The 22,855-nt window shown below is 65.4% G+C and carries 24 protein-coding genes; 15 read left to right on the top strand and 9 right to left on the bottom strand.

Annotated elements, in window-relative coordinates:
* Nucleotides 1-8 precede the first annotated feature (8 nt).
* The 3 genes from dgcN (at nt 9) to ACOHWE_RS14895 (ending at nt 2,997) form a co-directional block, all read left to right on the top strand.
* Nucleotides 9-1,010 carry an N-acetyltransferase DgcN gene (gene dgcN, locus ACOHWE_RS14905; RefSeq protein ID WP_420667498.1) on the top strand — a complete coding sequence of 334 codons (1,002 nt, stop codon included), beginning with the start codon at nt 9-11 and terminating at the stop codon, nt 1,008-1,010.
* Between the two features lie 150 nt (nt 1,011-1,160).
* Nucleotides 1,161-2,126 (top strand): N-acetyl-D-Glu racemase DgcA, encoded by a 966-nt coding sequence (gene dgcA / locus ACOHWE_RS14900; RefSeq protein ID WP_420667496.1) that lies wholly within the window; start codon nt 1,161-1,163, stop codon nt 2,124-2,126.
* A gap of 10 nt (nt 2,127-2,136) precedes the next feature.
* Entirely contained in the window at nt 2,137-2,997 is an 861-nt protein-coding gene (locus ACOHWE_RS14895) for a D-amino-acid transaminase (protein WP_420667494.1), read from the top strand.
* A 58-nt stretch (nt 2,998-3,055) separates the two neighbouring features.
* On the opposite strand, the gene ACOHWE_RS14890 is transcribed toward ACOHWE_RS14895, so the two are convergent.
* From ACOHWE_RS14890 to ACOHWE_RS14880, 3 genes are all read right to left on the bottom strand, one after another.
* Nucleotides 3,056-4,039 carry a zinc-dependent alcohol dehydrogenase family protein gene (locus ACOHWE_RS14890; RefSeq protein ID WP_420667493.1) on the bottom strand — a complete coding sequence of 328 codons (984 nt, stop codon included), beginning with the start codon at nt 4,037-4,039 and terminating at the stop codon, nt 3,056-3,058.
* A gap of 170 nt (nt 4,040-4,209) precedes the next feature.
* Nucleotides 4,210-4,524, bottom strand: a complete 315-nt coding sequence (locus tag ACOHWE_RS14885; RefSeq protein WP_420667491.1) for a DUF1244 domain-containing protein — start codon at nt 4,522-4,524, stop codon at nt 4,210-4,212.
* A 69-nt stretch (nt 4,525-4,593) separates the two neighbouring features.
* Nucleotides 4,594-4,833 (bottom strand): DUF6868 family protein, encoded by a 240-nt coding sequence (locus ACOHWE_RS14880; RefSeq protein WP_420667489.1) that lies wholly within the window; start codon nt 4,831-4,833, stop codon nt 4,594-4,596.
* 230 nt (nt 4,834-5,063) lie between these two features.
* Between ACOHWE_RS14880 and pyk the strand changes: the two genes are divergently transcribed.
* From pyk to ACOHWE_RS14860, 4 genes are all read left to right on the top strand, one after another.
* Nucleotides 5,064-6,509: a pyruvate kinase gene (pyk, locus tag ACOHWE_RS14875; protein ID WP_420667488.1), complete on the top strand. Its 1,446-nt coding sequence runs from the start codon at nt 5,064-5,066 to the stop codon at nt 6,507-6,509.
* Between the two features lie 147 nt (nt 6,510-6,656).
* A complete protein-coding gene (gene rpmI, locus ACOHWE_RS14870; protein WP_259958335.1) occupies nt 6,657-6,857 on the top strand; it encodes a 50S ribosomal protein L35 in 201 nt (66 codons plus the stop codon).
* Between the two features lie 15 nt (nt 6,858-6,872).
* Complete coding sequence (gene rplT / locus ACOHWE_RS14865; RefSeq protein ID WP_008557989.1) at nt 6,873-7,238, top strand: 50S ribosomal protein L20; 366 nt, start codon at nt 6,873-6,875, stop codon at nt 7,236-7,238.
* 216 nt (nt 7,239-7,454) lie between these two features.
* Nucleotides 7,455-8,153 (top strand): MauE/DoxX family redox-associated membrane protein, encoded by a 699-nt coding sequence (locus tag ACOHWE_RS14860; RefSeq protein WP_420667487.1) that lies wholly within the window; start codon nt 7,455-7,457, stop codon nt 8,151-8,153.
* A 6-nt stretch (nt 8,154-8,159) separates the two neighbouring features.
* Here the strand turns inward: ACOHWE_RS14860 and ACOHWE_RS14855 are convergent, their stop codons facing one another.
* Nucleotides 8,160-8,795: a DUF1326 domain-containing protein gene (locus tag ACOHWE_RS14855; protein WP_420667486.1), complete on the bottom strand. Its 636-nt coding sequence runs from the start codon at nt 8,793-8,795 to the stop codon at nt 8,160-8,162.
* A gap of 176 nt (nt 8,796-8,971) precedes the next feature.
* Here ACOHWE_RS14855 and pheS point away from each other — a divergent pair, with 176 nt between their 5' ends.
* The 3 genes from pheS to pheT all read left to right on the top strand — a co-directional run bounded on the left by pheS (nt 8,972) and on the right by pheT (nt 13,227).
* On the top strand, nt 8,972-10,045 hold the full coding sequence (gene pheS / locus ACOHWE_RS14850; RefSeq protein ID WP_420667484.1) for a phenylalanine--tRNA ligase subunit alpha: 1,074 nt from the start codon (nt 8,972-8,974) through the stop codon (nt 10,043-10,045).
* Nucleotides 10,046-10,342: a hypothetical protein gene (locus ACOHWE_RS14845; protein ID WP_420667482.1), complete on the top strand. Its 297-nt coding sequence runs from the start codon at nt 10,046-10,048 to the stop codon at nt 10,340-10,342.
* Between the two features lie 488 nt (nt 10,343-10,830).
* Nucleotides 10,831-13,227: a phenylalanine--tRNA ligase subunit beta gene (gene pheT, locus ACOHWE_RS14840; protein WP_420667480.1), complete on the top strand. Its 2,397-nt coding sequence runs from the start codon at nt 10,831-10,833 to the stop codon at nt 13,225-13,227.
* A gap of 90 nt (nt 13,228-13,317) precedes the next feature.
* On the opposite strand, the gene ACOHWE_RS14835 is transcribed toward pheT, so the two are convergent.
* Complete coding sequence (locus ACOHWE_RS14835; RefSeq protein ID WP_420667479.1) at nt 13,318-14,196, bottom strand: LysR family transcriptional regulator; 879 nt, start codon at nt 14,194-14,196, stop codon at nt 13,318-13,320.
* Between the two features lie 87 nt (nt 14,197-14,283).
* On the opposite strand from ACOHWE_RS14835, the gene ACOHWE_RS14830 reads away from it, so the two are divergent.
* From ACOHWE_RS14830 to ACOHWE_RS14820, 3 genes are all read left to right on the top strand, one after another.
* A complete protein-coding gene (locus tag ACOHWE_RS14830; protein ID WP_420667478.1) occupies nt 14,284-14,919 on the top strand; it encodes a class I SAM-dependent methyltransferase in 636 nt (211 codons plus the stop codon).
* A gap of 89 nt (nt 14,920-15,008) precedes the next feature.
* Nucleotides 15,009-15,671 carry a phosphoribosyltransferase gene (locus ACOHWE_RS14825; RefSeq protein WP_420667477.1) on the top strand — a complete coding sequence of 221 codons (663 nt, stop codon included), beginning with the start codon at nt 15,009-15,011 and terminating at the stop codon, nt 15,669-15,671.
* Entirely contained in the window at nt 15,662-16,111 is a 450-nt protein-coding gene (locus ACOHWE_RS14820) for a YtoQ family protein (RefSeq protein ID WP_420667476.1), read from the top strand. Before ACOHWE_RS14825 ends, ACOHWE_RS14820 begins: the two co-directional genes overlap by 10 nt.
* Before the next feature lie 148 nt (nt 16,112-16,259).
* Here the strand turns inward: ACOHWE_RS14820 and mscL are convergent, their stop codons facing one another.
* The 3 genes from mscL to ald all read right to left on the bottom strand — a co-directional run bounded on the left by mscL (nt 16,260) and on the right by ald (nt 19,181).
* Nucleotides 16,260-16,694 carry a large conductance mechanosensitive channel protein MscL gene (gene mscL / locus ACOHWE_RS14815; RefSeq protein ID WP_420667475.1) on the bottom strand — a complete coding sequence of 145 codons (435 nt, stop codon included), beginning with the start codon at nt 16,692-16,694 and terminating at the stop codon, nt 16,260-16,262.
* A 128-nt stretch (nt 16,695-16,822) separates the two neighbouring features.
* Complete coding sequence (locus tag ACOHWE_RS14810; RefSeq protein ID WP_420667474.1) at nt 16,823-17,734, bottom strand: hypothetical protein; 912 nt, start codon at nt 17,732-17,734, stop codon at nt 16,823-16,825.
* A 328-nt stretch (nt 17,735-18,062) separates the two neighbouring features.
* A complete protein-coding gene (gene ald / locus ACOHWE_RS14805; protein ID WP_420667473.1) occupies nt 18,063-19,181 on the bottom strand; it encodes an alanine dehydrogenase in 1,119 nt (372 codons plus the stop codon).
* A gap of 138 nt (nt 19,182-19,319) precedes the next feature.
* On the opposite strand from ald, the gene ACOHWE_RS14800 reads away from it, so the two are divergent.
* Nucleotides 19,320-19,778 carry an Lrp/AsnC family transcriptional regulator gene (locus ACOHWE_RS14800; RefSeq protein ID WP_420667471.1) on the top strand — a complete coding sequence of 153 codons (459 nt, stop codon included), beginning with the start codon at nt 19,320-19,322 and terminating at the stop codon, nt 19,776-19,778.
* Between the two features lie 375 nt (nt 19,779-20,153).
* Nucleotides 20,154-21,071, top strand: a complete 918-nt coding sequence (gene ppk2 / locus ACOHWE_RS14795; RefSeq protein ID WP_420667469.1) for a polyphosphate kinase 2 — start codon at nt 20,154-20,156, stop codon at nt 21,069-21,071.
* Nucleotides 21,072-21,322: 251 nt separating this feature from the next.
* Here ppk2 and ACOHWE_RS14790 read toward each other — a convergent pair whose 3' ends face one another.
* On the bottom strand, nt 21,323-22,318 hold the full coding sequence (locus tag ACOHWE_RS14790; RefSeq protein ID WP_420667468.1) for a CAP domain-containing protein: 996 nt from the start codon (nt 22,316-22,318) through the stop codon (nt 21,323-21,325).
* Between the last annotated feature and the right edge of the window lie 537 nt (nt 22,319-22,855).

Below are 22,855 nucleotides of genomic sequence, written 5' to 3'. Positions count from 1 at the left end.
GGCCCCACATGATCGAGACCCCATATCTGCTGTTCCTGGGCGATGCGCCCGACATGCTCGCCGCCAAGGTGGCCATCGGCATCCGCGACTGGCGTCCGGATCACGCGGTCGGCCAGTTCCGCCTGCCGGGCTGCGGCGCTGATCTGGGGCTGGCCGACATGACCCTGGCCGAGGCCCGCGAAGCCGGCGCCAAGACGCTGGTGATCGGCGTGGCCAACCGCGGCGGTGTGATCTCGCCCGCCTGGAAAGAAGTGCTGCTCGAGGCGCTGGCGCTGGGCTATGACCTCGCCTCCGGCCTGCACAACCTGCTGCGCGACGAGGAAGACCTGGCATCCGCCGCCAAGGAGCATGGCCGCACCCTGCATGACGTGCGGGTGCCTGCGGTGAAATACCCGATCGCCAACGGGGTTAGGCGCCGCGGCAAGCGTTGCCTCGCCGTGGGCACCGATTGCTCGGTCGGCAAGATGTATACGGCCCTGGCTATGGATGCCGAGATGCAGAAGCGCGGCATGAAGTCGACCTTCCGCGCCACCGGCCAGACCGGCATCCTGATCACCGGCGAAGGCGTGCCGCTGGACGCGGTGATCGCCGACTTCATGGCGGGCTCCATCGAATACCTGACGCCCGACAACGACGACGACCACTGGGACCTGATCGAAGGCCAGGGCTCGCTGTTCCACATCTCCTATTCCGGCGTCACCCTCGCGCTGGTGCATGGCGGCCAGCCGGATGCACTGATCCTCTGCCACGAGCCAACCCGCGAGCACATGCGCGGTCTGCCGGATTACGCCGTGCCCTCGCTGGAGGAGCTGCGCGACGTGGCGCTGCCGCTGGCCCAGCGGGCCAATCCGGACTGCAAGGTGGTGGGCATTTCGGTCAACACCCAGCACCTGAGCGAGGATGAGGCGGTGACCTATCTGGCGCGCGTCGAGAAACGCATGGGCCTCCCCGCCGTCGACCCGTACCGCCACGGTGCTGGCCGTCTGGTGGACGCGCTCGCTGCGGTCTGATCTAACCGCTTCTGCCGGAGGCGTTCAGGTGCGGCCTGGGAAGCCTCCGGCGGGAGTATTTTTGGCAAGATGAAAGAGCAGGGGCCGGTTGCGGCCGGCGCCTGCGCGGCACATGGGCCGCAGTGGAACGAAAGAGAGAAGGGCAGCGTCATGAAAGTCACCGTCACCCCGGATACATTCAAGCTGGCGCAGGTCTTCACCATCTCGCGCGGGTCGCGCACCGAAGCCAAAGTGCTGACCGTCAAGGTCGAAAAGGACGGCGTCACCGGTCGGGGCGAATGCGTGCCTTACGCGCGCTACGGCGAGACGCTGGAGAGCGTGACTGCCGAGATCGAGGGGCTGCCCGCCGAGTTCACCCGCGAAGAGCTGCAGTCGTTGCTGCCCCCGGGCGCTGCCCGCAACGCGGTCGATTGCGCGCTGTGGGATCTGGAGGCAAAGCAGGCGGGCAAGCGAGTCTGGGAACTGGCAGGGCTGCCCGCGCCGGGGCCGGAGATCACCGCCTACACGCTGTCACTCGACACACCCGAGAAGATGCGCGAACAGGCTGCCGCCAACGCGCACCGGCCGCTTCTGAAGATCAAGCTCGGCACCCCCGACGACATGCCGCGGCTGGAAGCGGTGCGCGCTGGCGCGCCGGAGGCGAAGATCATCGTCGACGCCAACGAGGGCTGGAGTGCCGAAGTCTATGCCGAGCTCGCCCCGCACCTGATGCGCCTCGGCGTCGGCCTGGTGGAGCAGCCCCTGCCCGCGGGCGAGGACGAGGCCCTGATCGGCATGGACCGCCCGGTGCCGGTGTGCGCCGATGAAAGCTGCCACGACCGTGCAAGCCTCGCAGCACTCGAGGGAAAATACGACGTCATCAACATCAAGCTGGACAAGACCGGCGGCCTCACCGAGGCGCTGAAACTGCGCGAAGAAGCGCTGGCGCGCGGCTTCGATGTAATGGTCGGCTGCATGGTCGGCTCCTCGCTTGCTATGGCGCCCGCGGTTCTGGTGGCGCAGGGTGCGGCGGTAACGGATCTTGACGGCCCGCTCCTGCTGGCCGAAGACCGCGCCGAACCACTGTTGTTTGATGCCGAGGGCGTGCACCCGCCGGAACCGGCGCTTTGGGGTTGAGGAGACCAAGATGACCCGAACCGTATATGTGAACGGCGAATACCTGCCGGAAACCGAGGCCAAAATCTCGATCTTTGACCGCGGCTTCCTGTTTGCCGACGCGGTTTACGAGGTGACCTCGGTGCTGGACGGCAAGCTGATCGACTTCGAAGGCCACGCCGTCCGGCTGGAGCGCTCGCTGAAGGAGCTGGACATGGCCTCCCCCTGCTCCAAGGAGGAGCTGCTGGAGATCCATCGCCAGCTGGTGGAAATGAACGGTATCGTGGAAGGGCTGGTCTATCTGCAGGTGAGCCGCGGCTCCGACGGCGACCGTGATTTCGTGTTCCCGTCTGAGGACACCCCGCCCTCGCTGGTGCTGTTCACCCAGAACAAGCCGGGCCTCGCCGACAGTGCGGCGGCAAAGAAGGGCGCCAAGGTGATCTCGGTCGAGGACATCCGCTGGGGCCGCCGCGACATCAAGACAGTGCAGCTGCTTTACCCCTCGATGGGCAAGATGATGGCCAAGAAGGCTGGCGCTGATGATGCCTGGCTGGTCGAGGACGGCTATGTCACTGAAGGCACTTCGAACAACGCTTATTTTGTGAAGGGTGGCACCATCGTGACCCGGCCGCTGAGCAACGACATCCTGCACGGCATCACCCGCGCCGCGGTGCTGCGCCTGGCCGAGGAGGCGCAGATGCAAATCGAAGAGCGCCTGTTCACCATCGAGGAGGCCCAGGGCGCGGACGAGGCCTTCACCACCTCCGCCTCGGCCTTTGTGATGCCGGTGGTGGAGATCGATGGCGTGGCTCTCGGCGATGGCACCCCGGGCCCGATCGCAAAGCGCCTGCGCGAGATCTACCTTGAGGAAAGCCGCAAGACGGCGATCTGACGCCTCAGCGGATACGAAGGGAAAGGGGCCGCATGGCCCCTTTTTTCGCGGCCGCAGGTCAGGGCAGAAGCACTGCAGCCCCTTGCAGACTGCCCGCGCGCAGGTCCGCGAGCGCCCGGTTGGCCTCATCCAGCGGATAGGGCACGGTCTCTGCTCTGACGCCCGCTGCCTGGGCCAGCGGGAAAAAGGCCGCGCCATCGGCGCGGGTCAGGTTCGCAACCGACACGACCTCGCGCTCCTGCCACAGGTCGGCGTAGGGGAAGGCGGGGATGTCGCTCATGTGGATGCCGCCGCAGACCACGCGGCCGCCCTTGCGCACATCCTTCAGCGCCTTGGGCACCAGCTCTCCCGCAGGGGCAAGGAGAATGGCTGCGTCAAGCGGCTCCGGCGCAGGGTCTGTGGATGCGCCCGCCCAATCGGCGCCCAGCCGGCGGGCAAAGGCCTGCGCCTCCGCGTCGCCCTCGCGGGTGAAGGCAAAGACCCGGCGGCCTTGCCATTTGGCAATCTGGCACAGGATATGCGCCGCGGCGCCAAAGCCGTATAGTCCTAGCGCCGCTGCCGGGCCAGCGCGGGCAAGGCAGCGGTAGCCGATCAGCCCGGCGCATAGCAGCGGCGCCAGATCTGCCGCGTCAGTGGTTTCGGAGAGCGGAAAGGCGAAGCCGGCATGCGCCAGGCAGTACTCGGCATAGCCTCCATCGAAGGTGTAGCCGGTGAATAGCGGGGCATCGCAAAGGTTCTCCCGCTGCATGCGGCAATAGGGGCAGCTGCCACAGGCATGGCCGAGCCAAGGCACTCCGAGCCGCTGGCCGATTACGAAATCCTGCCGGCCAGGCCCCAGCGCGGCCACCCGGCCGACGATTTCATGCCCTGGCACCAGCGGCAGCTTGGGGCGGGGCAGTTCACCGTCGGCGACATGAAGATCGGTGCGGCACACCCCGCAGGCCTCAACCCGGATCAGGATCTGGCCAGGGCCGGGCTTCGGAACCGGTATGTCACGCAGAACCAGCGGCTTGCCAGGCTTCTCCAGCAGCATCGCACGCATCGGGGGCCTCCTTCCGGAGGCAAGCCTACCAAAGGCAGGAGCCTGCGCACATGACCGCGATCAACCGTCCGCTGCGGCGGCGGGCTTAACTTTCTGACCGCGAAATACCCGGAGATGAATTGGCCGCCAGGCCAGGAGGGGCAGGGCCCCTCCCTTGAATGGGCGCGGACCTAACGCTTGTCCGTCACGTTTTCCTTGAACGCGGTCTCGAAAGCCGCCTGTTTGCCCGCGCCCGCCTCGGTCTGGTACCTGGCTTTCCACTCGTCCATGGTCATCCCATAGAAGATCTCGCGGGCTTCCTCCTTGCCCATCTCGATGCCCTTCTGGTTGGCGGCCTCCTGATACCAGCGGCTTAGGCAATTTCGGCAGAAGCCGGCCAGATTCATCAGGTCGATGTTCTGCACATCGGTGCGGTCTTCCATCAGATGCTTCTGCAAGCGGCGGAAGGCTGCGGCTTGAAGTTCGATTTCGGTCTGCGGATCCATAGGAGGCCTCCTTGATGTCGGCGCATTCGCGTTCAGGCGTAGCAGCGGGGCCGGCCGCGGGCAATAGGGTCAGATCAGCTGCAGCGCCACCCAGGGGCCGAGCGCGGTGACAAGGATCAGGATCTTGTAACCTCCCAGCCAGCGGTAGGCAGTCAGGCTGACGTCGGCGGGCGCAAGACCGAACAGCCGGGCGTGCAGCCTGGCAATCCAATCGCGCATCACCATCAGCGCAAGTGCGGCGAGGGTGAACAGGCCAAGATGAAACATGGTCAGCCAGCCAAAGAAGGCGGAGAGCGTATCCTGAGTCATGGGCGCTCCTTTTTGGGTATAGTCATCGTAATATATGGGCACGGCCCGTTCGGCCCGCAACGCCCGTATCCGTTCTCCGCGCGGGAGGCGGAGACAGGCGGACATGTGGTCTTTGGGTGCTAATCTGTCCCTGCGGCACTTTGGGGGAGTTGCAGCAGAATGGGAATTGGGGGATAAGCGGCACAACGCCGTTTGCGGTAACATTACAGGGGCCGGAGGTTAGGAAAGCCATGAAACGTTCGCGGAATGTGAAAATCGTCGCCACTTTGGGGCCTGCCTCGGAGACCTATGACACCATCCGCGCCCTGCACGAGGCCGGTGCCGATGTGTTCCGGCTCAACATGTCGCATGGCAGCCACCCGGAAATTGCCGAGAAGCACAAGATCATCCGCCAGGTGGAGGCCGATGTCGGCAGCCCGATCGCCATCCTTGCCGACCTCCAGGGCCCGAAGCTCAGGGTCGGGGTTTTCGCCCGCGGGGCCGAGGAACTGGCCGAAGGTGCGAAATTCCGGCTCGATCTCGATACGGCCGAGGGTGATTCAAACCGTGTCTGCCTGCCGCATCCGGAAATCTTCCAGGCGCTGGAGCCCGGTGCGCACCTTTTGGTCAACGATGGCAAGATCCGCCTGGCAGTGGATGACTGCGGCCCCGACTTCGCCGATTGCACGGTGGAAACCGGCGGCACCATCTCCAACCGCAAGGGGGTGAACGTGCCCGACGTCGTGCTGCCGCTGGCGGCGCTGTCGGAGAAGGACCGGGCCGACCTGGAATTTGTCTGTGACCTCGGCGTCGATTGGCTGGCGCTGTCGTTCGTGCAGCGCGCCAAGGACGTCTACGAGGCGCGCGCGCTCGCCGATGGCCGCGCCGCGGTGCTGTCGAAGATCGAAAAGCCGCAGGCGGTGGAGGATTTCGAAGCCATCCTCGACGCCTCCGACGGCATTATGGTGGCGCGCGGCGATCTGGGGGTGGAACTGCCCGTGGCTGCGGTGCCGCCGATCCAGAAGCGGCTGGTGCGCAAGTGCCGGGCGGCGGCCAAGCCGGTGATCGTGGCCACCCAGATGCTGGAGAGCATGATTGAAAGCCCGATGCCGACCCGGGCCGAGGTTTCGGACGTGGCCACCGCCATCTACGAGGGTTCCGACGCCATCATGCTGAGCGCCGAATCTGCGGCCGGCCAGTACCCGGTGCAGGCGGTGCGGACCATGGACAAGGTCGCTGCCGAGGTGGAGGCCGATCCGACCTATACCCAGATCATCAATGCCTCGCGCTCGGCCAAGGGCACGACGGTGGCCGACGCCATCGTCGCCGCGGCCCGCGAGATCGCCGAGAAGACCGAGATCAAGGCGATTTGCTGCTTTACCCAGTCCGGCACCACCGCGCTTCTGACCGCGCGCGAGCGGCCCGGCGTGCCGATCATCGCGATGACCTCGGTGCAGGCCACCGCGCGGCGGCTGTGCCTCAGCTGGGGCTGCCACTGCGTGATGACGCCGGAGCTGAGCCGCTTTAAGGGGGCTGTGGTCGCGGCGGCGCGCGCCGCCCGGGCTGGCGGCTTTGCTGACGGAACAGACCAGATCGTCGTCACCGCGGGGGTGCCCTTCAACGTGCCGGGCTCTACCAACATCCTGCGCGTCGCGCCTTGCGACGAGCGGCTGATCTACAGCACCGACCCGGAGTGATCTGAACCGGCTGGCGGGGCAGCGGCGGCAGGCTCCGAAAAAGGCTTGCCATCCGCTCCGGCCCCTCCTATAGAGCGGCTTCCTTTGCGCGTCCGGCTCCAGTGGCATGCCGAGTCGCGTTTAACCCGACCTGAAAAGGAGACGGAAATGCCCAAAATGAAGACGAAATCGAGCGCCAAGAAGCGCTTCAAGGTCACCGCGACCGGCAAGGTCATCGGCGGTCAGGCCGGCAAGCGCCACGGCATGATCAAGCGCACCAAGAAATTCATCCGTGACGCCCGTGGCACCACGGTCCTGTCGGCCCCCGACGCAAAGATCGTCAAGGGCTTCATGCCCTACGACCGCTAAGAGGAGATCTGAGATATGTCCCGCGTTAAAGGTGGTACCACGACTCACGCCCGTCACAAGAAGGTCATCAAGGCAGCCAAAGGTTACTACGGCCGCCGCAAGAATACCTTCAAGGTTGCCCGTCAGGCCGTCGACAAGGCGAACCAGTACGCAACCCGCGACCGCAAGAACCGCAAGCGCAACTTCCGCGCGCTGTGGATTCAGCGGATCAACGCCGCTGTCCGCAGCCACGACGAGGCGCTGACCTATTCCCGCTTCATCAACGGCCTGACCCTGGCCGGCATCGAAGTGGACCGCAAGGTTCTGGCCGATCTGGCCGTGCACGAGCCCGAAGCCTTTGGTGCCATCGTGCGCCAGGCTCAGGACGCGCTGGCCGCTTAAGGCCCGTCCGCTCGCAAGGTTTAGGAAAGCCGCCCGTCAGGGCGGCTTTTTTCGTATCGGCCCCGCCGGGAACCTTCCCGCAGGGGAGAGGCGTTTCTTCCTATATCCGGAAATGATCGGGAGGGCGCGATGACATCCGACACCACCACGAGAACCCCACATCAACCGGGCCGGACCGCTTCGGACGCCGGAACAGCCGAACTCTATCGTATGGACATGCCGGGCCATCTCTGCCCCTACGGGCTCAAGTCCAAAGCCTTGCTGCGCTGGAAAGGGCATGAGGTCGAGGATCACCGCCTCACGACCCGGGAGGAGGTCGACCGTTTCCGGGAAGAGGCAGGCGTCAGCACCACGCCGCAGACCTATATCGGCGGCGAGCGGATCGGCGGGTATGACGACCTGCGGGCCCATTTCGGTATCCCGCTGCGTCAGGAGGGCGAAACCACCTACGTTCCGGTGATTGCTCTGTTTGCAATGGCGCTGGGCATTGCCTTGGCCGGCCAGTGGGCCGCCTTCGGCGCGATCGGGGCCGGGCGGACACTGTTCTGGTTCGTTGCCATTTCCATGTGCCTGCTGGCGCTGCAAAAGCTGCGCGACGTGGAGAGCTTCTCCAGCATGTTTCTCAACTATGACCTGCTGGCGCGCCGGTACGTGCCCTACGCCTATGCCTACCCTTTTGCCGAGGGACTGGCGGGCCTTCTGATGCTGGCTGGCGTGATGATCTGGCTTGCCGCCCCGCTTGCGCTTATCATCGGCACCGTGGGCGCGGTATCCGTGTTCAAGGCCGTCTACATCGACAAGCGGGAACTGAAATGCGCCTGCATGGGCGGCAGCAGCGAAGTGCCCTTGGGGTTCGTCTCGCTTACAGAGAACCTGATGATGGCGGGCATGGGCGCGTGGATGCTGCTGAGCTGAGCCAGGTCAGGCGGCAATCCCGTGCGGGCCGTGCCGGATCACCGCCCATTGGCCGTAGGTATCCTCAAGGTCCAGTTTGATCGCGCCGGTGGACTTCGACGAGCCGCTCCCGACTTCTGCCAGGGTGAATTCGATGCCGCCGGGAATGTCGATGCGCACCCGGTGCTCGCCGCCGCCATGCGGGGCCCGGATCGGGCGGCCCGAGGCGGAGAGAACGCCCGCGATCTCAACTTTTGCTGTGCGCTTTTCGATGTCCGCCTCGTAATCGATCCGCCTCACCAGCGTCTCGTGGACGGTGTCGCACATGGCGCGGTACACCCACCAATGGGTGGCCTCCGCGTCGGTTTCGCCGCCCGTCAGCACGGTTTCAAGCGCGTCGCGCTGCGCCTCCGACGCGCGCTCGTCGATCACCGCCTGCAAAGCGCCGCCGCCTTCAAAGATCGGGCCGGGCCAGGCATAGAGCAGGGCAGCACGGGTGCCAGTCAGGTCAGTCTCCCCGAAATGCCCCTTGTCGACGTGGATCACCTCGAACCCGGTGCAATGCCCGTGGGTGGGCAGGTCCTCGAACTGGCAGGGGCAGCCGTAGTTGCAGTTGCAATTGCCAAAGCTGCGCGCCTCGACGTACCAATCCACATGAGCCATGGCGGACCTCCGGGTTCTGCCGTTGCGGGATGGGGGCAGAATAGCACATCTGGGCCTTGCAATCAGCGCCGCTCTGCGCCCCGCAAAAGCCACAGCCGCGCGGCTTGCAGCGCCGCGGGCCTTGCTTTCAGCCCTCTCTGTGGTAGCAGGGCACAAGCAGAATTCGAGGGGCCGTGATGGACGATCTTAAGGCAAAATATCTGGGTCAGATTGCGGATGCCGGCGACGAGGCCGCGCTGGAGGCGATCCGCGTCGCGGCCGTCGGCAAGAAGGGCGAAGTGGCGCTGAAGATGCGCGAGCTGGGCAAGATGACGCCCGAGGAGCGCCAGACCGCGGGCCCCGCGCTGAACGCGCTGAAGGATGAGATCAACTCGGCCCTGGCGGCAAAGAAGATGGCGCTGGCCGATGCCGCGCTGGACGAGCGCCTGCGCAGCGAGTGGCTGGACGTGACCTTGCCCACACGGCCGCGGCGCCAGGGCAGCCTGCACCCGATCACCCAGGTCCAGGAAGAGATCACCGCGATCTTTGCCGAACTGGGCTTCTCGGTTGCCGAAGGCCCGCGCATCGACACCGACTGGTACAATTTCGACGCGCTGAACATCCCCGGCCACCACCCCGCGCGGGCCGAGATGGACACCTTCTACATGCACCGTGCCGAGGGCGACGACCGCCCGCCGCATGTGCTGCGCACCCACACCTCGCCGGTGCAGATCCGCGCGATGGAGAAGATGGGCGCGCCCCTGCGCATCATCTGCCCGGGCGGCGTCTACCGCGCCGACTACGACCAGACCCACACGCCGATGTTCCACCAGGTCGAGGGCCTGGCGCTCGACAAGGACATCTCGATGGCGAACCTCAAGTGGGTGCTGGAGGAGTTCGTGAAGTCCTTCTTCGAAGTGGATGACGTAGAGCTGCGCTTCCGCGCCTCGCATTTCCCCTTCACGGAACCTTCCGCCGAGGTCGACATCCGCTGCTCCTGGGAGGGCGGCACGCTGAAGATCGGCGAAGGCGACGACTGGATGGAGATCCTCGGCTCCGGCATGGTGCACCCCAAGGTGATCGCCGCGGGCGGCATCGACCCGGAGGTCTACCAGGGCTTCGCCTTCGGCATCGGCATCGACCGTCTGGCGATGCTGAAATACGGCATCCCGGACCTGCGCGCCTTCTTCGACAGCGACCTGCGCTGGCTGCGCCACTACGGCTTCCAGAGCCTCGACGTGCCGGCTCTGCATGGCGGGCTCAGCAGGTAAGTGCAGGTCTTCGGCCTATATGTTTCTGCCTGCATCGAGTGGTTTCAGGACCGTTCAAGCAGGCTGAAACTCTGGCAGATCTTTGGCCTGTTCCTCGCGGGGCTCGTCTGTTGGGTTGTGGTCGCAGAAAACGCTCCCGGCTGGGCCGCGCAGCTCTACGGCTACGCGATCATGCTGCCGCTGCAGATCTTTCTCCTCTTTGCAATGCGGGGATGGGCCAAACGGAAGAATTCGGAACAGAAAAAGCGCAACCTTTTTTGGGGTACCAAGGCGAAGCTCAAGAGCTTCAAACGCTAGTCAGACTGTCGCGGGGCGCAGCCCCGCGTCGCGCTCGACCCGGCCCGCCACGCCGAAGGCGTGCTTTCAGCACGGCGCGGGCGCGATTGCGCCGACCCTCGGGTCCGGCGCGATGCTCAGTGATAGATAGATACGTTTACTTCCAATAGATTGGCTTTGCCCGTGTTGCTCTCCGCAAGCGCGGAATCAAGGCCGAGAGGCCGCCGCGCGATCGCCTGACCGCCTGCACGGGCAGGCGATTTGGTGCCGCCAGCGCAGACATCGGCCTTCTTCGGACTGGGCCGGCATAAACTGCCAAACACGACTGTTGGTTCGCCTCCCCGCGGTCAGGCGAGCGCGCGGCTCATCCGTTGCCGCTGCCCATCCCGGGCATTTCCACCTCACTCCCCGCGATCCTCGCCCCCAACACGCCCGCACCCTTGCACCCTGCCGCATTCTTTGCCATTGCCTCTGGCAATCACGCACATCTGCCAAGGGGCCCCCGACCGATGAAATTCACGCTGTCCTGGCTGAAAGACCACCTCGACACCGACGCCTCCGTCGCCGAGATCACCGAGGCGCTGACCGACCTCGGGCTGGAGGTGGAAGGCGTCACCAACCCGGCCGAGCGGCTGAAGGACTTCACCCTCGGCTACGTGAAACACGCCGAGAAGCACCCCGACGCCGACAAGCTGCGCGTCTGCAAGGTCGACACCGACGAGGGCGAGATGCAGATCATCTGCGGCGCCCCCAACGCGCGCGAGGGCATCACCGTGGTGGTCTGCAAGCCGGGCATGTACATCCCCGGCCTCGACATCACCATCGGCGTCGGCAAGATCCGCGGCATCGAAAGCTTCGGCATGATGGCCTCCGAACGCGAGCTGGAGCTGAGCGAGGAGCATGACGGCATCATCGAGCTGCCTTCGGGCGAGGTCGGCGAAAGGTTCATCGACTGGCTGGCGGAAAACGACCCGGCCAAGGTCGACCCGGTGATCGAGATCGCGATCACCCCGAACCGCCCCGATGCGCTCGGCGTGCATGGCATCGCCCGCGACCTCGCGGCGCGCGGCCTCGGCACGCTGAAAACACAGCCGCATGAGGTGGTGCAGGGCAGCTTCGAAAGCCCGATCAAGGTCTCCATCGACGAAGACACGCTGGACGGCTGCCCGCTGTTCTCCGGCCGGCTGATCCGCGGCGTGAAGAACGGACCCTCGCCGCAGTGGCTGCAGGACCGGCTCACCGCGATCGGGCTGCGCCCGATCTCCGCGCTGGTGGACATCACTAACTTCTTCACCTTCGACCAGAACCGCCCGCTGCACGTCTTCGACGCCGCCAAGGTGGAAGGCAGTCTGCGCGTCCACCGCGCGGCGGGCGGCGAGGTGCTGAAGGCGCTCGACGAGAAGGAATACACCCTCGGCGCGGGCCAGATGGTGATCTCCGACGAAAACGGCCCGGAAAGCATCGCGGGCATCATGGGCGGTGCGGCGACCGGCTGCACCGAAGAGACCGTGGACGTGTTCCTGGAAAGCGCCTTCTGGGACCACGTGCAGATCGCCACCACGGGGCGCGCGCTGAAGATCAACTCAGACGCGCGCTACCGTTTCGAGCGCGGCGTCGATCCGGAATACACCATCGAGGGCCTGCACCGCGCCACGCAGATGATCCTCGAGCTCTGCGGCGGCGAGCCGTCGGAAGTGGTGATCGCGGGCGACGTGCCGGATCACTCCCGCGCCTACAAGCTGGACCCGGCCCGGGTACAGTCTCTGGTCGGCATGGAGATCCCGGAAAGCGACCAGCGCCAGACCCTGACCCGGCTGGGCTTCCAGCTGGAGGGCAATCTCGCGCATGTGCCGAGCTGGCGTCCGGACGTGCAGGGCGAGGCCGATCTGGTCGAAGAAGTGGCCCGCATAGCCTCGCTCACCAAGCTTGTGGGCAAGCCGCTGCGGCGGCTGACGCCTGGCATCCCCAAACCGGTGATGACCCCGCAGCAGCGCCGCCAGCAGTTGGCGCGGCGCACCTGTGCGAGCCTTGGCTACAACGAGATCGTGAGCTACACCTTCATCGACAAGCCCTCGGCGGCGCTGTTCGGCGGCGGCGATGATGCGACGATGCTGGCCAACCCGATCTCCTCGGAAATGTCGCACATGCGCCCCGACCTGCTGCCGGGCCTGTTGCAGGCGGCCGCCCGCAACCAGGCGCGCGGCTTCATGGACCTCGCGCTGTACGAGGCAGGGCCGGTGTTCCACGGCGGCGAGCCGGGCGAGCAGACGGGCCAGATTGCAGGGCTCCTGGTGGGCCGCACCGGGCCGAAGGATGTGCACGGCGCCTCGCGCGCGGTGGATCTCTATGACGCCAAGGCGGATATCGAGGCGGTGCTCGCTGCCATCGGCGCCCCTGCCAAGCTGCAGATCCTGCGCGGCGGTGCCTCCTGGTGGCACCCGGGCCGGCACGGCCGCATCTGCCTCGGCCCCAAGAAGACGCTTGGCGTCTTTGGCGAGCTGCACCCCAAGGTGCTGCGCGAGATGGGCATCAAGGGCGCGGCTGTGGCCTTCACCATCTGGCCGGAAGAAATCCCGCTGCCGCGCAAGTCTTCCGCTACACGCCCTGCGCTGCAGCAGAGCGACCTGCAGGCCGTGGAACGCGATTTTGCCTTCGTGGTGGATGAGGAAGTCGAGGCGCTGACCCTCGTCAATGCCGCCGCCGGTGCTGACAAGGCGCTGATCGAGGACGTGCGCGTTTTTGACGAGTTCATCGGCGGCTCCCTGGGCGAGGGCAAGAAGTCGCTGGCGATCACCGTGCGGCTGCAGCCGGCGGACAAGACGCTGAAGGAGAAGGACATCGAGGCGGTGAGCGAGAAGATCATCGCCAAGGTGACCAAGGCGACCGGCGGCACCTTGCGGGGGTAACGCCGGGGCCGGGACTTTGCCGAAAAGTCCTGGCACTAGTTTTCAGATGACCTTGGGCAGCGCACCCGCCGGTGCGCTGCTTTTTCCATGTCACTGTCCCGCAAAGAACTCCGCCAGCAAATCGTATACCAGCCTGATCCTGCGGCTGGTGTGCAGCTCGCGGTGGGTGGTGAGCCAGACCGGGAACAGAACCGGTTCCATCCCGGGCAGGACCCGCTCGATCCCTGGCGTGGCGCCGGCAACGCTATCCGCCATCGGAGAGATGCCGAAGCCGCGCTTAACCAGTTCCCAGGCGACCAGCCCGCTTTGGGAGCCGACGCGGAAGTTCGCTTCGGTGACACGGATACCGATTGGCGCGAAGAATTCGATCGACCGGCCAGCATCGCCAAAGCTCACGAAGTCATGGCTGCTTAGATCCGCCACCGTTTCTGGACGGCCGCGCAGGTCCAGGTAGCTGCTGGCTGCGTAGAAATGCGCGCTCGCCTCCTGTACCAGCCGGGCGATCAGCCCGGGCTGCTCAGGCCGGACGTGGCGGATCGCGATATCGGCCTCGCGCCGCATCAGGTCCCGGATATCATTGGCCGCCACCACGTCAATGGTGAGCCGCGGCGCCCGGGCGCGCAGCTGCTGAAGGACCGGCGGCAGCACATAGGCCGACATCACGTCGCTCGCGGTGATACGAACCGTTCCCTCAATGGTGCGGGACTGGCCTGTCGCGGTCAGCGCCAGCTCGCTGGCGGCGTCACCCATGCGGCGGGAATGCGCAAGCAGCTCCCGCCCCGCGTCGGTGAGCGCCAGGCTGCGGCCGAGCCGTTCGAACAGCAATACGCCCAGTTCCGCCTCCAGCGCCGCCACCTGCCGGGAAAGCGTCGGCTGGGTCAGCCGCAACTGGCGCGCCGCAGCCGAGAAGGATCCGGCCTCGGCGGTGGCAAGAAAGGCACGGATGTGGTTCCAGTCCGGGTTATCCATGCAAAAATGTATATCACCCTTCCAGAATTCGGCAATTCCCACGTGGTTCCTGCATGGCTACGCTGTCTGCACGCAAGGAGAGATGCCATGACCGCCGATGCCCGCTTCTGGAACCGGATTGCCCCGAAATACGCCAAACGTCCAATCGGGGACCAGGACGCCTACGAATACTCGCTCGAGCGCACGCGCTCTTACCTGCAAGAGGATGCAGAGGTGCTGGAGCTCGGCTGCGGGACAGGCTCTACCGCGATCGCGCTTGCGCCGGGGGTGGCGCAGATCACCGCGACGGATCTGTCGGAAGGCATGCTCGAGGTCGCGCGCGAGCGTGTGGCGGCGGCGGGAGTGCAGAACATCCGCCTCAAATGCTGCCCGGTGGAGATGGTGCCGGAGGGGCCCTTTGACACGGTGATGGCCTTCAACCTTCTGCACCTGCTGCCGGACCTCGACGCGGCGCTGGCCGGCATCGCCGCGCGGCTCAAGCCGGGCGGGTTGTTCATTTCCAAGACACCCTGCCTGGGGGAGGCCAAGGGGACCTTCAAATATATTCTGTTCCAAGTGGCGATCCCGCTGATGCGGCTGGCCGGACAGGCCCCCAGCCATGTGGACTTCCTTACTGTCCGCGCGCTGGAAGACGCGGTGCATCGCGCGGGGTTCCGCATTATCGAGACCGGGAATTACCCCGCTGCTACCCCCGGCCGCTACCTCGTCGCACGCCTTGGCTGAGAGGCCGGTTCCGGTGTTCCGGCGCCGGGTCTGCAAGGGGCCCCTTTGCATGCAGCCCTGGCGCGCTAGGTCGTGGAACGGAGGCTCCCATGTTCGACGACCGCAGCACCGCAGGCCGGCAGCTGGCAGACCGGCTCATGTCGATGCCGATGGAAAACCCGGTGGTGCTGGCGCTGCCCCGCGGCGGGGTGCCGGTGGCGCTGCCTATCGCCGAAGCGTTGAACGCACCGCTCGACCTGATCCTGGTGCGCAAGATCGGCATGCCCTCGAACCAGGAACTCGCGGCTGGCGCGCTGGCTGAAGGGGGCGATGCGCTGTTCAACGGCGCGCTCTTGAAGGCCGCGGGGCTGACACCCGCCGATTTCGCGCCCCAGGTAGCCCAGGCCAGGCAGGAGAACGCCGACCGGCGCCGCCGCTACCTTGCCGGCCGCCCGCACCAGTTGCTGCAGGGCCGCACCGTGGTGGTAGTGGATGACGGCATCGCCACCGGCGCTACCGTCTTCGCCGCCCTGCATTGGCTGAAGTCTCGCCGCCCGGGCAAGGTTATCCTGGCGGTCCCCGTCGCCGCGCCCGACGCGGTGGACGAATTGCGCCCGCTGGTAGATACTGTGGTCTGCCTGCTCAGCCCGTCCCGGTTCTGGGCGGTGGGCGCGCATTACAGGAATTTCGATCAAACCAGCGACGCGGAGGTCGCGGCCGCATTGGCCGCAGCGCCCGGCGCTGGCTCAGGAAAGGACAGACCGTGGCATTGAACGTATACCTCTCGGGAGAGATACATACCGATTGGCGTGAGCAGATCATCGACGGCGCCAAGGGGCTGGAGGTGCATTTCAGCGCGCCGGTCACCGACCATGACGCCAGCGACGACTGCGGCGTGGCCATTCTCGGCGCCGAGGAGAGCAAGTACTGGCACGACCACAAGGGCGCGATGGTGAACGCGATCCGCACCCGCAAGGGCATCGAGGAGGCCGATGTCGTGGTGGTGCGCTTCGGCGAGAAATACAAGCAGTGGAACGCGGCTTTCGACGCGGGCTATGCGGCGGCGCTCGGCAAGTCGATCATCGTGCTGAACCCGCCCGAGCACCAGCACGCGCTGAAGGAAGTGCATGCCGCGGCGCTGGCGGTAGCGGAGGAGCCTCGCCAGGTGGTGGAGATCCTCTCCTACGTTCTGACCGGCAAGCTGCCCGGCTGAGCCGCGGCCGCGCCTGCCTGCGGGCGGGCGTGGCCTTCGCCGCCATTCAGGGTTGTCTGCTGTGCGGGGGGAGGGGATCGCGCAGCAGCGGTCCCCTGCTCTCAAATGCCGGGCGGGGTGCGGCGGTAAGTCCCCGGCGCAGCAAGGCTCATTTTTTCAGAGAATCACGGATTTCCAGCAGCACGTCCAGTTCGGTCGGCCCAGCCGGGGCTTTCTCGGCCGGGGCGTGCTCTTCCTTGCGCACAACCGAGTCGCGGATCTTGTTGACCGTGCGTACCAGCAGGAAGACGACCCAGGCGATGATCAGGAAATTGATCACCGCCATCAGGAAGGCGCCGTAGGCAAAGACCGGCACGCCCGCCTCGCGCGCGGCTTCAAGGGTGTCAAAGCTGCCTTCGCTGCGCCCAAGCACCAGGAAATGGTCAGTGAAATCGACGCCGCCGGTGAACAGGCCGATCACCGGGTTCATCACGTCGTGCACCAGCGACTGCACAATGGCGGTGAAGGCGGCGCCGATGATGATGCCGACCGCCATGTCGATTACGTTGCCCTTGGCGATAAAAGCTTTGAATTCGTTCAGCATATTCCGGGTCCCTCGCTTTGCGGCGTTACTGGCCGCGCTCTGCGTTGCAGCCTAGGGCGGAGGGGCCCGGTTGCAAAGCCGCGGAGCACGTCCTGCGGGCGGGCGCGATCCGGGCGTGCTGCCGGAAGTCAGGCCAGATCGAACTCTTCGGCGTCCAGCGCCTCGTCGTCATTGGGGGCCTCCAGCGCGTCTTCGCCCAGGCTGAGCGCGGCCATCAGATCCTCTGCGGCATAGGCGTCTGCATCACTGCCGCCTGAGACGGCAGTGTCATATGCAGCCAGAAGCTCTTCCGCATCCTGGAAACCGCCCTCCGGAGCGCTGATGCGGAACTGCTCTTCGAGAGTGCCGTCAGCCGCGGAGCCATAAAAGACGATGCCTTCCAGCGCTTCCACATCGCCGCCGACTTCGTCCGACAGATAGTACGAGAGGAAATTCTCGAAGGTCGGTTCGGTGCCTTCCGGCAGCGCAGGAATGCTGTAGGGGTTGGGATCGGGCTCCTCATCAAGGATGAAGGCCCCGCCCAGGGGATCGCCGGTTTCAGAAAAAACCTCTCCGAAGAAAACCTTTTCGTAGGTGGGGTCTTGCGGCTCTTCCGGCTCTTCCGGGTCCTCGGGCTCCTCCGGGTTGCTGCTGACCGCCTTGATCGAGCCTGCATCGGTGGTCGTCGAAGTGGCGCGGATGCCAAAGACATCGACCACATCCAGGCTGCCGATATCCAGCGAAACCGTCAGTGTATCGCCGGTTTCCACATAGGTCTCCTTATCAGCGCCTTCCCGGCCGAGGCCGGGACGGCTGAGCTCCACCGCCGAATCCCATTGCACATCTTCGCCACCAAGCCTGGCGCCGTTCATGTTGAGCGGTCCGCGGAGGGATTCACTGGGACCGGAAAAGTCGTCGTCACCGAGATAGATGGCATTCACATCCATGGCGCCTTCAGTGACAGCTATATCGGCAAAGAATTGGCCGGCTTCTTCGTAAACAGTAACGGTGTAGGACAGCCCTTCCGCTTCATAGGTAAAAACTTTCGAACTTACAGGCATCAGCTATGCTTTCCACTCTTGACCGGCGCAGGAGATGCAGCTTTGCCATGCCGGCCGAAGTGTTCCAGACAAGCCACAGATCAGCAGCGTGCCGGACGTCACGCACGAGATCGCGGCAGCGCCTATATTTTTGACAAAATTTTCATTAACAGAAAGTGGGTTGTGCGAAAACAATCGTTGCCAATTGTCTCTGCACGGTGAACGGCATTATGAAACGCAGCGGCCGGGGCACGACAGACGGCAGGCGTGTCAAAAGAAAAGCCCCGCCAATTAAGCGGGGCTTTAGCTGGGTTCCGGTCAGGCTCGTTGCTGCCGGCAAGGGTGGCCGTTAGTGCTTCAGCGCCAGGCTGGGCGAAAGCACGTCGATCCCCAGCGCCTTGCCCACCGCGTAGTAGGTCAGCTGCCCGGCATGCACGTTGAGCCCGTTCAGCAGGTGCGGGTCGTCCTCGCAAGCCTTGCGCCAGCCCTTGTCCGCCAGGTTCAGCAGGAACGGCAGGGTGGCGTTGCCCAGAGCCTGGGTCGAGGTGCGGGCGACCGCGCCGGGCATGTTTGCGACGCAGTAGTGCATGATGCCGTCGACTTCGTAGATCGGCTCGGCATGGGTGGTCGCCTTGGAGGTCTCGAAGCAGCCCCCTTGGTCGATCGCCACGTCGACCAGTGCCGCGCCGGGCTTCATTTCCGACAGCTGCTCGCGCGAGATCAGCTTGGGCGCGGCGGCGCCGGGGATCAGCACCGCGCCGATCACCATGTCGGCCTCGCGCACCAGCTCGGCGGTGGCGCCTGCGGTGGAGTACTGGTTCTTGAAGGTGCCGCCGAAGACGTCGTCGAGGTACTTCAGCCGGTTCAGCGAGCGGTCCAGCACAGTCACATCCGCACCCATGCCCGCAGCGATCTTGGCCGCGTGGGTGCCGACGACGCCGCCGCCGATGACCACTACCCTGGCTGGCGCCACGCCGGGCACGCCGCCCATCAGCACGCCGCGGCCGCCGTTCGCCTTCTGCAGCGTCCAGGCGCCGACCTGCGGTGCCAGACGGCCTGCCACTTCCGACATCGGTGCGAGCAGCGGCAGCCCGCCGCGGTCGTCAGTGACAGTCTCATAGGCAATGGCGGTGCAGCCCGATTCCAGCAGATCCTTAGTCTGCTCCGGGTCCGGCGCCAGATGCAGATAGGTGAACAACAGCTGCCCCTCGCGCAGCATCTGGCGCTCCACCGCCTGCGGTTCCTTCACCTTCACGATCATGTCGGCGCCGGCAAAGATCTCCTCGGCTGTGTCCAGGATCACCGCACCGGCGGCAGCGTAATCTTCGTCGGTGAAGCCGGCGCCGGCCCCGGCGCCTTTCTGAATGACGACCTCATGGCCGTGGGCCACCGCCTCGCGGGCGGCATCGGGGGTCATGCCGACGCGGAATTCCTGCGGCTTGATCTCGGTGGGGCATCCGATTTTCATGGAATCTCTCCTCCATATGCTCTGTTCTGATAATGCCCCAGGTGCGACAAAATGTGCTGCTTTTAACGGCGGAAATAAAACATGCCATTCGAAGGATCTTCGACTATACCACCCGAACGCAGCAAGGATCTTCGCGAAATGGCTTTAGATGAAACGGATCGTCGCATACTCTCGGTGTTGCAGAAGCAAGGCCGCATCTCCAACGCCGACCTTTCGGAGCGGGTAAATCTGTCGGCATCGGCTTGCCACCGCCGGGTGCAGCGGCTGGAGGCGGATGGCTATATCCGCAACTACGTAGCCCTTCTCGACGCCCGCAAGATGAACGTTCCTGCGACCATCTTCGTCGAGATTACCCTGCAAGGCCAGGCCGACGAGCTGCTCGATGCGTTTGAACGCGCGGTGGCGCTGATCCCGGATGTGCTGGAGTGCCACCTGATGGCGGGCACGGCGGACTACATCCTGAAGGTGGTCGCCGAAAACACCGAGGACTTCGCCCGCATCCACCGCCAGCATCTGGCGCGGCTGCCGGGAGTGGCGCAGATGCAGTCGAGCTTTGCCCTGCGCACGGTCTTCAAGACCACAGCGCTGCCGGTCTGAGTAGCCCCCGGACTGTCCTTCGGGCCGCTTCGTGCATCACCAGCTTCTTCGCACAGCCAGCCAGTGCGGCGGCGGTTTCCCCCGCTCAGCCGCCTTTTGCGCTTGAAAGCGGCCCGGATTTCCGCTTGCCTAGGGTGAGCCTGCCGCGCCCGGACAGGCGCGATATGGACCTGCGCCGCCTTCCGGTGCCGCTCAGATTTGCGCCCCCGCGGCACAGGCTGGCACAATAGTATTACACGCCGCTGTCATAAGGCGGGGACGCGCGAACGGGGCTTCCCGCCTGTCGCGCCAAGCCCTCCGCAAGCCGCCCGCCGCAGGGCAGCGAGCCTGAGACCCGGCCACAATGACATAGCGACGACAACAAGGAGCCTCCCCGTGACCCGCGAAACCGAAACCGCATCCCTGGACTGGCTGGAAGCGGAGCTGCAGGACACGCTGGACGAGGACATCGAGATCGAGTTTGCTGAGCCGATGCTGAGCCAGGAGATCCGCAAGATCTACCGCGCCCAGCACCCCGAGATGCTCGACCGCGAAGTCTATTTCCGCAATCTGCTGCGGCTCCAGGCCGAGCTCATCAAGGTGCAGGACTGGGTGCAGCACACCGGCGCCAAGGTCTGTATCCTGTTCGAGGGCCGCGATGCCGCGGGCAAGGGCGGGGTGATCAAGCGCATCACCCAGCGGCTGGACCCGCGGGTGGCCAGGGTGGTGGCGCTGCCCGCCCCGAACCGGCGCGAACAAAGCCAGTGGTATTTCCAGCGCTATGTTCCGCACCTGCCCGCAGGCGGCGAAATCGTTCTCTTCGACCGCTCCTGGTACAACCGTGCGGGCGTCGAACGGGTGATGGGCTTTGCCACCGAGGACCAGGTCGAGCAGTTCTTCCAGGACGTTCCCGAATTCGAGCGGATGCTGGTGCGCTCGGGCATCATCCTGCTGAAATACTGGTTCTCGATCTCCGACGAGGAGCAGCAGCTGCGGTTCATGATGCGCATTCACGATCCGATGAAACAGTGGAAGCTGAGCGCGATGGATCTGGAAAGCCGGATCCGCTGGGAGCAGTACACGAAGGCGAAGGAGGCGATGTTCCGCCGCACCAACATCCCAGAGGCGCCTTGGTACATCGTCGAGGGCAACGACAAGAAGCGCGAGCGGCTGAACTGTATCGAGCACCTGCTGACCAAGATCCCCTACGAGGAGGTGCCGGGCGAGAAGGTCACGCTGCCTGACCGGGAGTACAACCCGGACTATGAGCGCCAGGTGCTGCCGGACGAACTCTACGTGCCGAAGATCTACTGACGCGGGACCGCCACCCTGCCACCGCGCACCGCAGGTGTGAGCCCCGGCCGCAGTTTTCTTCAGGCTAGGCGCTTGACCGGCAAGGCTGATTGCCGCTGCGAGGACAGATCGTCAGCCACGCCCCGATGGATCGCCCCGCCCGGGCCGGGTCTGGGCGGCGTTCAAACTTTTCGTGAACGCAATTTGAATTGCGAAGGGCGCGCCGCACCTGGCGCGCCCTTTTCTGTGATGTCGGGCGGGGTATTGCCGCCTCAGAACAGGAAGTCGTTAGCCTGCAAATCCGTGGCAGCGATGCCGGGCAGCAGCAGACTATTGCCGTTCACGTCCGAAATCTCCAGCCCGGCGCTGGTCTGGCGGCTGTGGTTTGCCACCAGGTCGGCGAAGCCGCTGATGCCGTCCGCCGCGGCAAGGTCGATTTGCTCCCCTGCGGTGCGGGGGTTGAAGTCTGTGACCGTGTCATCGCCGCTGCTGAACACGAAGAGGTCGCCGCCGCCGCCTCCGGTCAGCATGTCGTTGCCGTTACCGCCGTCCAGCGTGTCATCGCCGCGGCCACCCCACAGCTCGTCCCGGTGGCGCCCGCCTTGCAGCTCATCCTCGCCCGCGCGGCCGCGCAGAGTATCGCGCCCGCCGTTGCCGCTGAGGCTGTCGGCGGCCCCGCTGCCGGTCAGCCGGTCGTTTCCCTTGAGGCCGCGCAGGTTGCCGGCGGTGTCCAGCTCCAGCACATCGTTGCCGCTGGTCGGCTGGGCCGCGGCACTGCCGCTGCTGTTGCCGCCACTGCCGCTGCCGCCGGTATCAAGCTGCACTGGGGCGCCAGTGCTGGCGAAGTTCTGGGTCACCATCACTGCGTCCCAGCCGTTGAAACTGCCTTGTTCGACGCCGATACCGACGACCTCGGCACTGGGGCTGAGAATATTGGCGCGGTGTCCCGGGCTGTTCATCAGCGATTCGTGCAGGCCGGCGACATCATCGCTCAGCCCGCTGCTGCCGCGTTCGCTCTGCCAGGCGATATTTTCCGCCCAGCTGTAGCCGCCGGAGAACTGGAAGCCCGCGTCGGCCATCCGCTCGCCCGCGCTCGAGCCTCCCGCGCCGGTATGCGAGAACACGTCCTGCTGCAGCATCCATTCGCTGTGATCTTCGGCCGAATCGTTGAGCCTCAGCTCCAGCTGCAGCGGGTCCAGCCCGCGCGTGGTCCGCTCTTCGTTGATGAGGTCGAGCATCTGCCGCTCGAATGCGTCTGCCTGAGACATTAAGGGTTCCTGCTCCGTTAAGTTGCCGTCGATGCGGCGATGGGCAAGGGGCTACCGCAATCTGGCAATGGGAACAGGCCGCTAGAGCGTGACGGGCAGTTTGCGGCAAGGCTCTGCCCGTATGCCGCATGACGGTACGCGGATTCCCGCGCGCGGCCCGGCCGGAGGGCGCAGGCGGCTCATGAAGATGCACTGGGGCAGATGCCTATGCGGCGCGGCCGACAGGACCGCCGCAGCGTTCCCAAGCGGCTATGCGGAAGCCGGACATGGGCTGCAAGAAAGACCAGCAGATTCAGGGGGGGCGGGAAAGGCAAGCGCCGCAGCTCCGGGGGGGCGGAGGCTGCGGCGCCGCTTCGGCAAGGGGACAACCCGGAGCCAGGGTAGTCTTGCTTGCAGGGATCAAGACAGGCGCCTGTGTCAGTGGGGGGACGCTGCCAGCTCCGGGTCATTTTCGCCGGGTGTTCCACTTCCGGCGGGCGGGGTAATGGTTAGGGAAACGCATCAGACTCGCCCCGCCGAATTCACGTTACACCAGAA

The sequence above is a fragment of the Cribrihabitans neustonicus genome, from assembly GCF_048820895.1.
Classification (GTDB): Bacteria; Pseudomonadota; Alphaproteobacteria; order Rhodobacterales; family Rhodobacteraceae; genus Cribrihabitans_A; species Cribrihabitans_A neustonicus.
The sequence above is the reverse complement of the archived record's forward strand: the minus strand, read 5'-3'. Positions and strand labels throughout refer to the sequence as shown.

Excerpts from the sequence above, each read along its gene's own strand:
- ACOHWE_RS14885 (WP_420667491.1), bottom strand. The coding sequence starts at position 4,524 with ATGGATCCGCAGACCGAAATCGAACTTCAAGCCGCAGCCTTCCGCCGC.
- ACOHWE_RS14825 (WP_420667477.1), top strand. The coding sequence starts at position 15,009 with ATGTTCGACGACCGCAGCACCGCAGGCCGGCAGCTGGCAGACCGGCTC.
- ACOHWE_RS14810 (WP_420667474.1), bottom strand. The coding sequence starts at position 17,734 with ATGCCTGTAAGTTCGAAAGTTTTTACCTATGAAGCGGAAGGGCTGTCC.
- rplT (WP_008557989.1), top strand. The coding sequence starts at position 6,873 with ATGTCCCGCGTTAAAGGTGGTACCACGACTCACGCCCGTCACAAGAAG.
- mscL (WP_420667475.1), bottom strand. The coding sequence starts at position 16,694 with ATGCTGAACGAATTCAAAGCTTTTATCGCCAAGGGCAACGTAATCGAC.
- dgcA (WP_420667496.1), top strand. The coding sequence starts at position 1,161 with ATGAAAGTCACCGTCACCCCGGATACATTCAAGCTGGCGCAGGTCTTC.
- ACOHWE_RS14880 (WP_420667489.1), bottom strand. The coding sequence starts at position 4,833 with ATGACTCAGGATACGCTCTCCGCCTTCTTTGGCTGGCTGACCATGTTT.
- rpmI (WP_259958335.1), top strand. The coding sequence starts at position 6,657 with ATGCCCAAAATGAAGACGAAATCGAGCGCCAAGAAGCGCTTCAAGGTC.
- ACOHWE_RS14860 (WP_420667487.1), top strand. The coding sequence starts at position 7,455 with ATGCCGGGCCATCTCTGCCCCTACGGGCTCAAGTCCAAAGCCTTGCTG.
- pyk (WP_420667488.1), top strand. The coding sequence starts at position 5,064 with ATGAAACGTTCGCGGAATGTGAAAATCGTCGCCACTTTGGGGCCTGCC.
- pheS (WP_420667484.1), top strand. The coding sequence starts at position 8,972 with ATGGACGATCTTAAGGCAAAATATCTGGGTCAGATTGCGGATGCCGGC.
- ACOHWE_RS14890 (WP_420667493.1), bottom strand. The coding sequence starts at position 4,039 with ATGCGTGCGATGCTGCTGGAGAAGCCTGGCAAGCCGCTGGTTCTGCGT.
- ald (WP_420667473.1), bottom strand. The coding sequence starts at position 19,181 with ATGAAAATCGGATGCCCCACCGAGATCAAGCCGCAGGAATTCCGCGTC.
- ACOHWE_RS14855 (WP_420667486.1), bottom strand. The coding sequence starts at position 8,795 with ATGGCTCATGTGGATTGGTACGTCGAGGCGCGCAGCTTTGGCAATTGC.
- pheT (WP_420667480.1), top strand. The coding sequence starts at position 10,831 with ATGAAATTCACGCTGTCCTGGCTGAAAGACCACCTCGACACCGACGCC.
- ACOHWE_RS14800 (WP_420667471.1), top strand. The coding sequence starts at position 19,320 with ATGGCTTTAGATGAAACGGATCGTCGCATACTCTCGGTGTTGCAGAAG.
- ACOHWE_RS14830 (WP_420667478.1), top strand. The coding sequence starts at position 14,284 with ATGACCGCCGATGCCCGCTTCTGGAACCGGATTGCCCCGAAATACGCC.
- ACOHWE_RS14790 (WP_420667468.1), bottom strand. The coding sequence starts at position 22,318 with ATGTCTCAGGCAGACGCATTCGAGCGGCAGATGCTCGACCTCATCAAC.
- ACOHWE_RS14835 (WP_420667479.1), bottom strand. The coding sequence starts at position 14,196 with ATGGATAACCCGGACTGGAACCACATCCGTGCCTTTCTTGCCACCGCC.
- ACOHWE_RS14895 (WP_420667494.1), top strand. The coding sequence starts at position 2,137 with ATGACCCGAACCGTATATGTGAACGGCGAATACCTGCCGGAAACCGAG.
- dgcN (WP_420667498.1), top strand. The coding sequence starts at position 9 with ATGATCGAGACCCCATATCTGCTGTTCCTGGGCGATGCGCCCGACATG.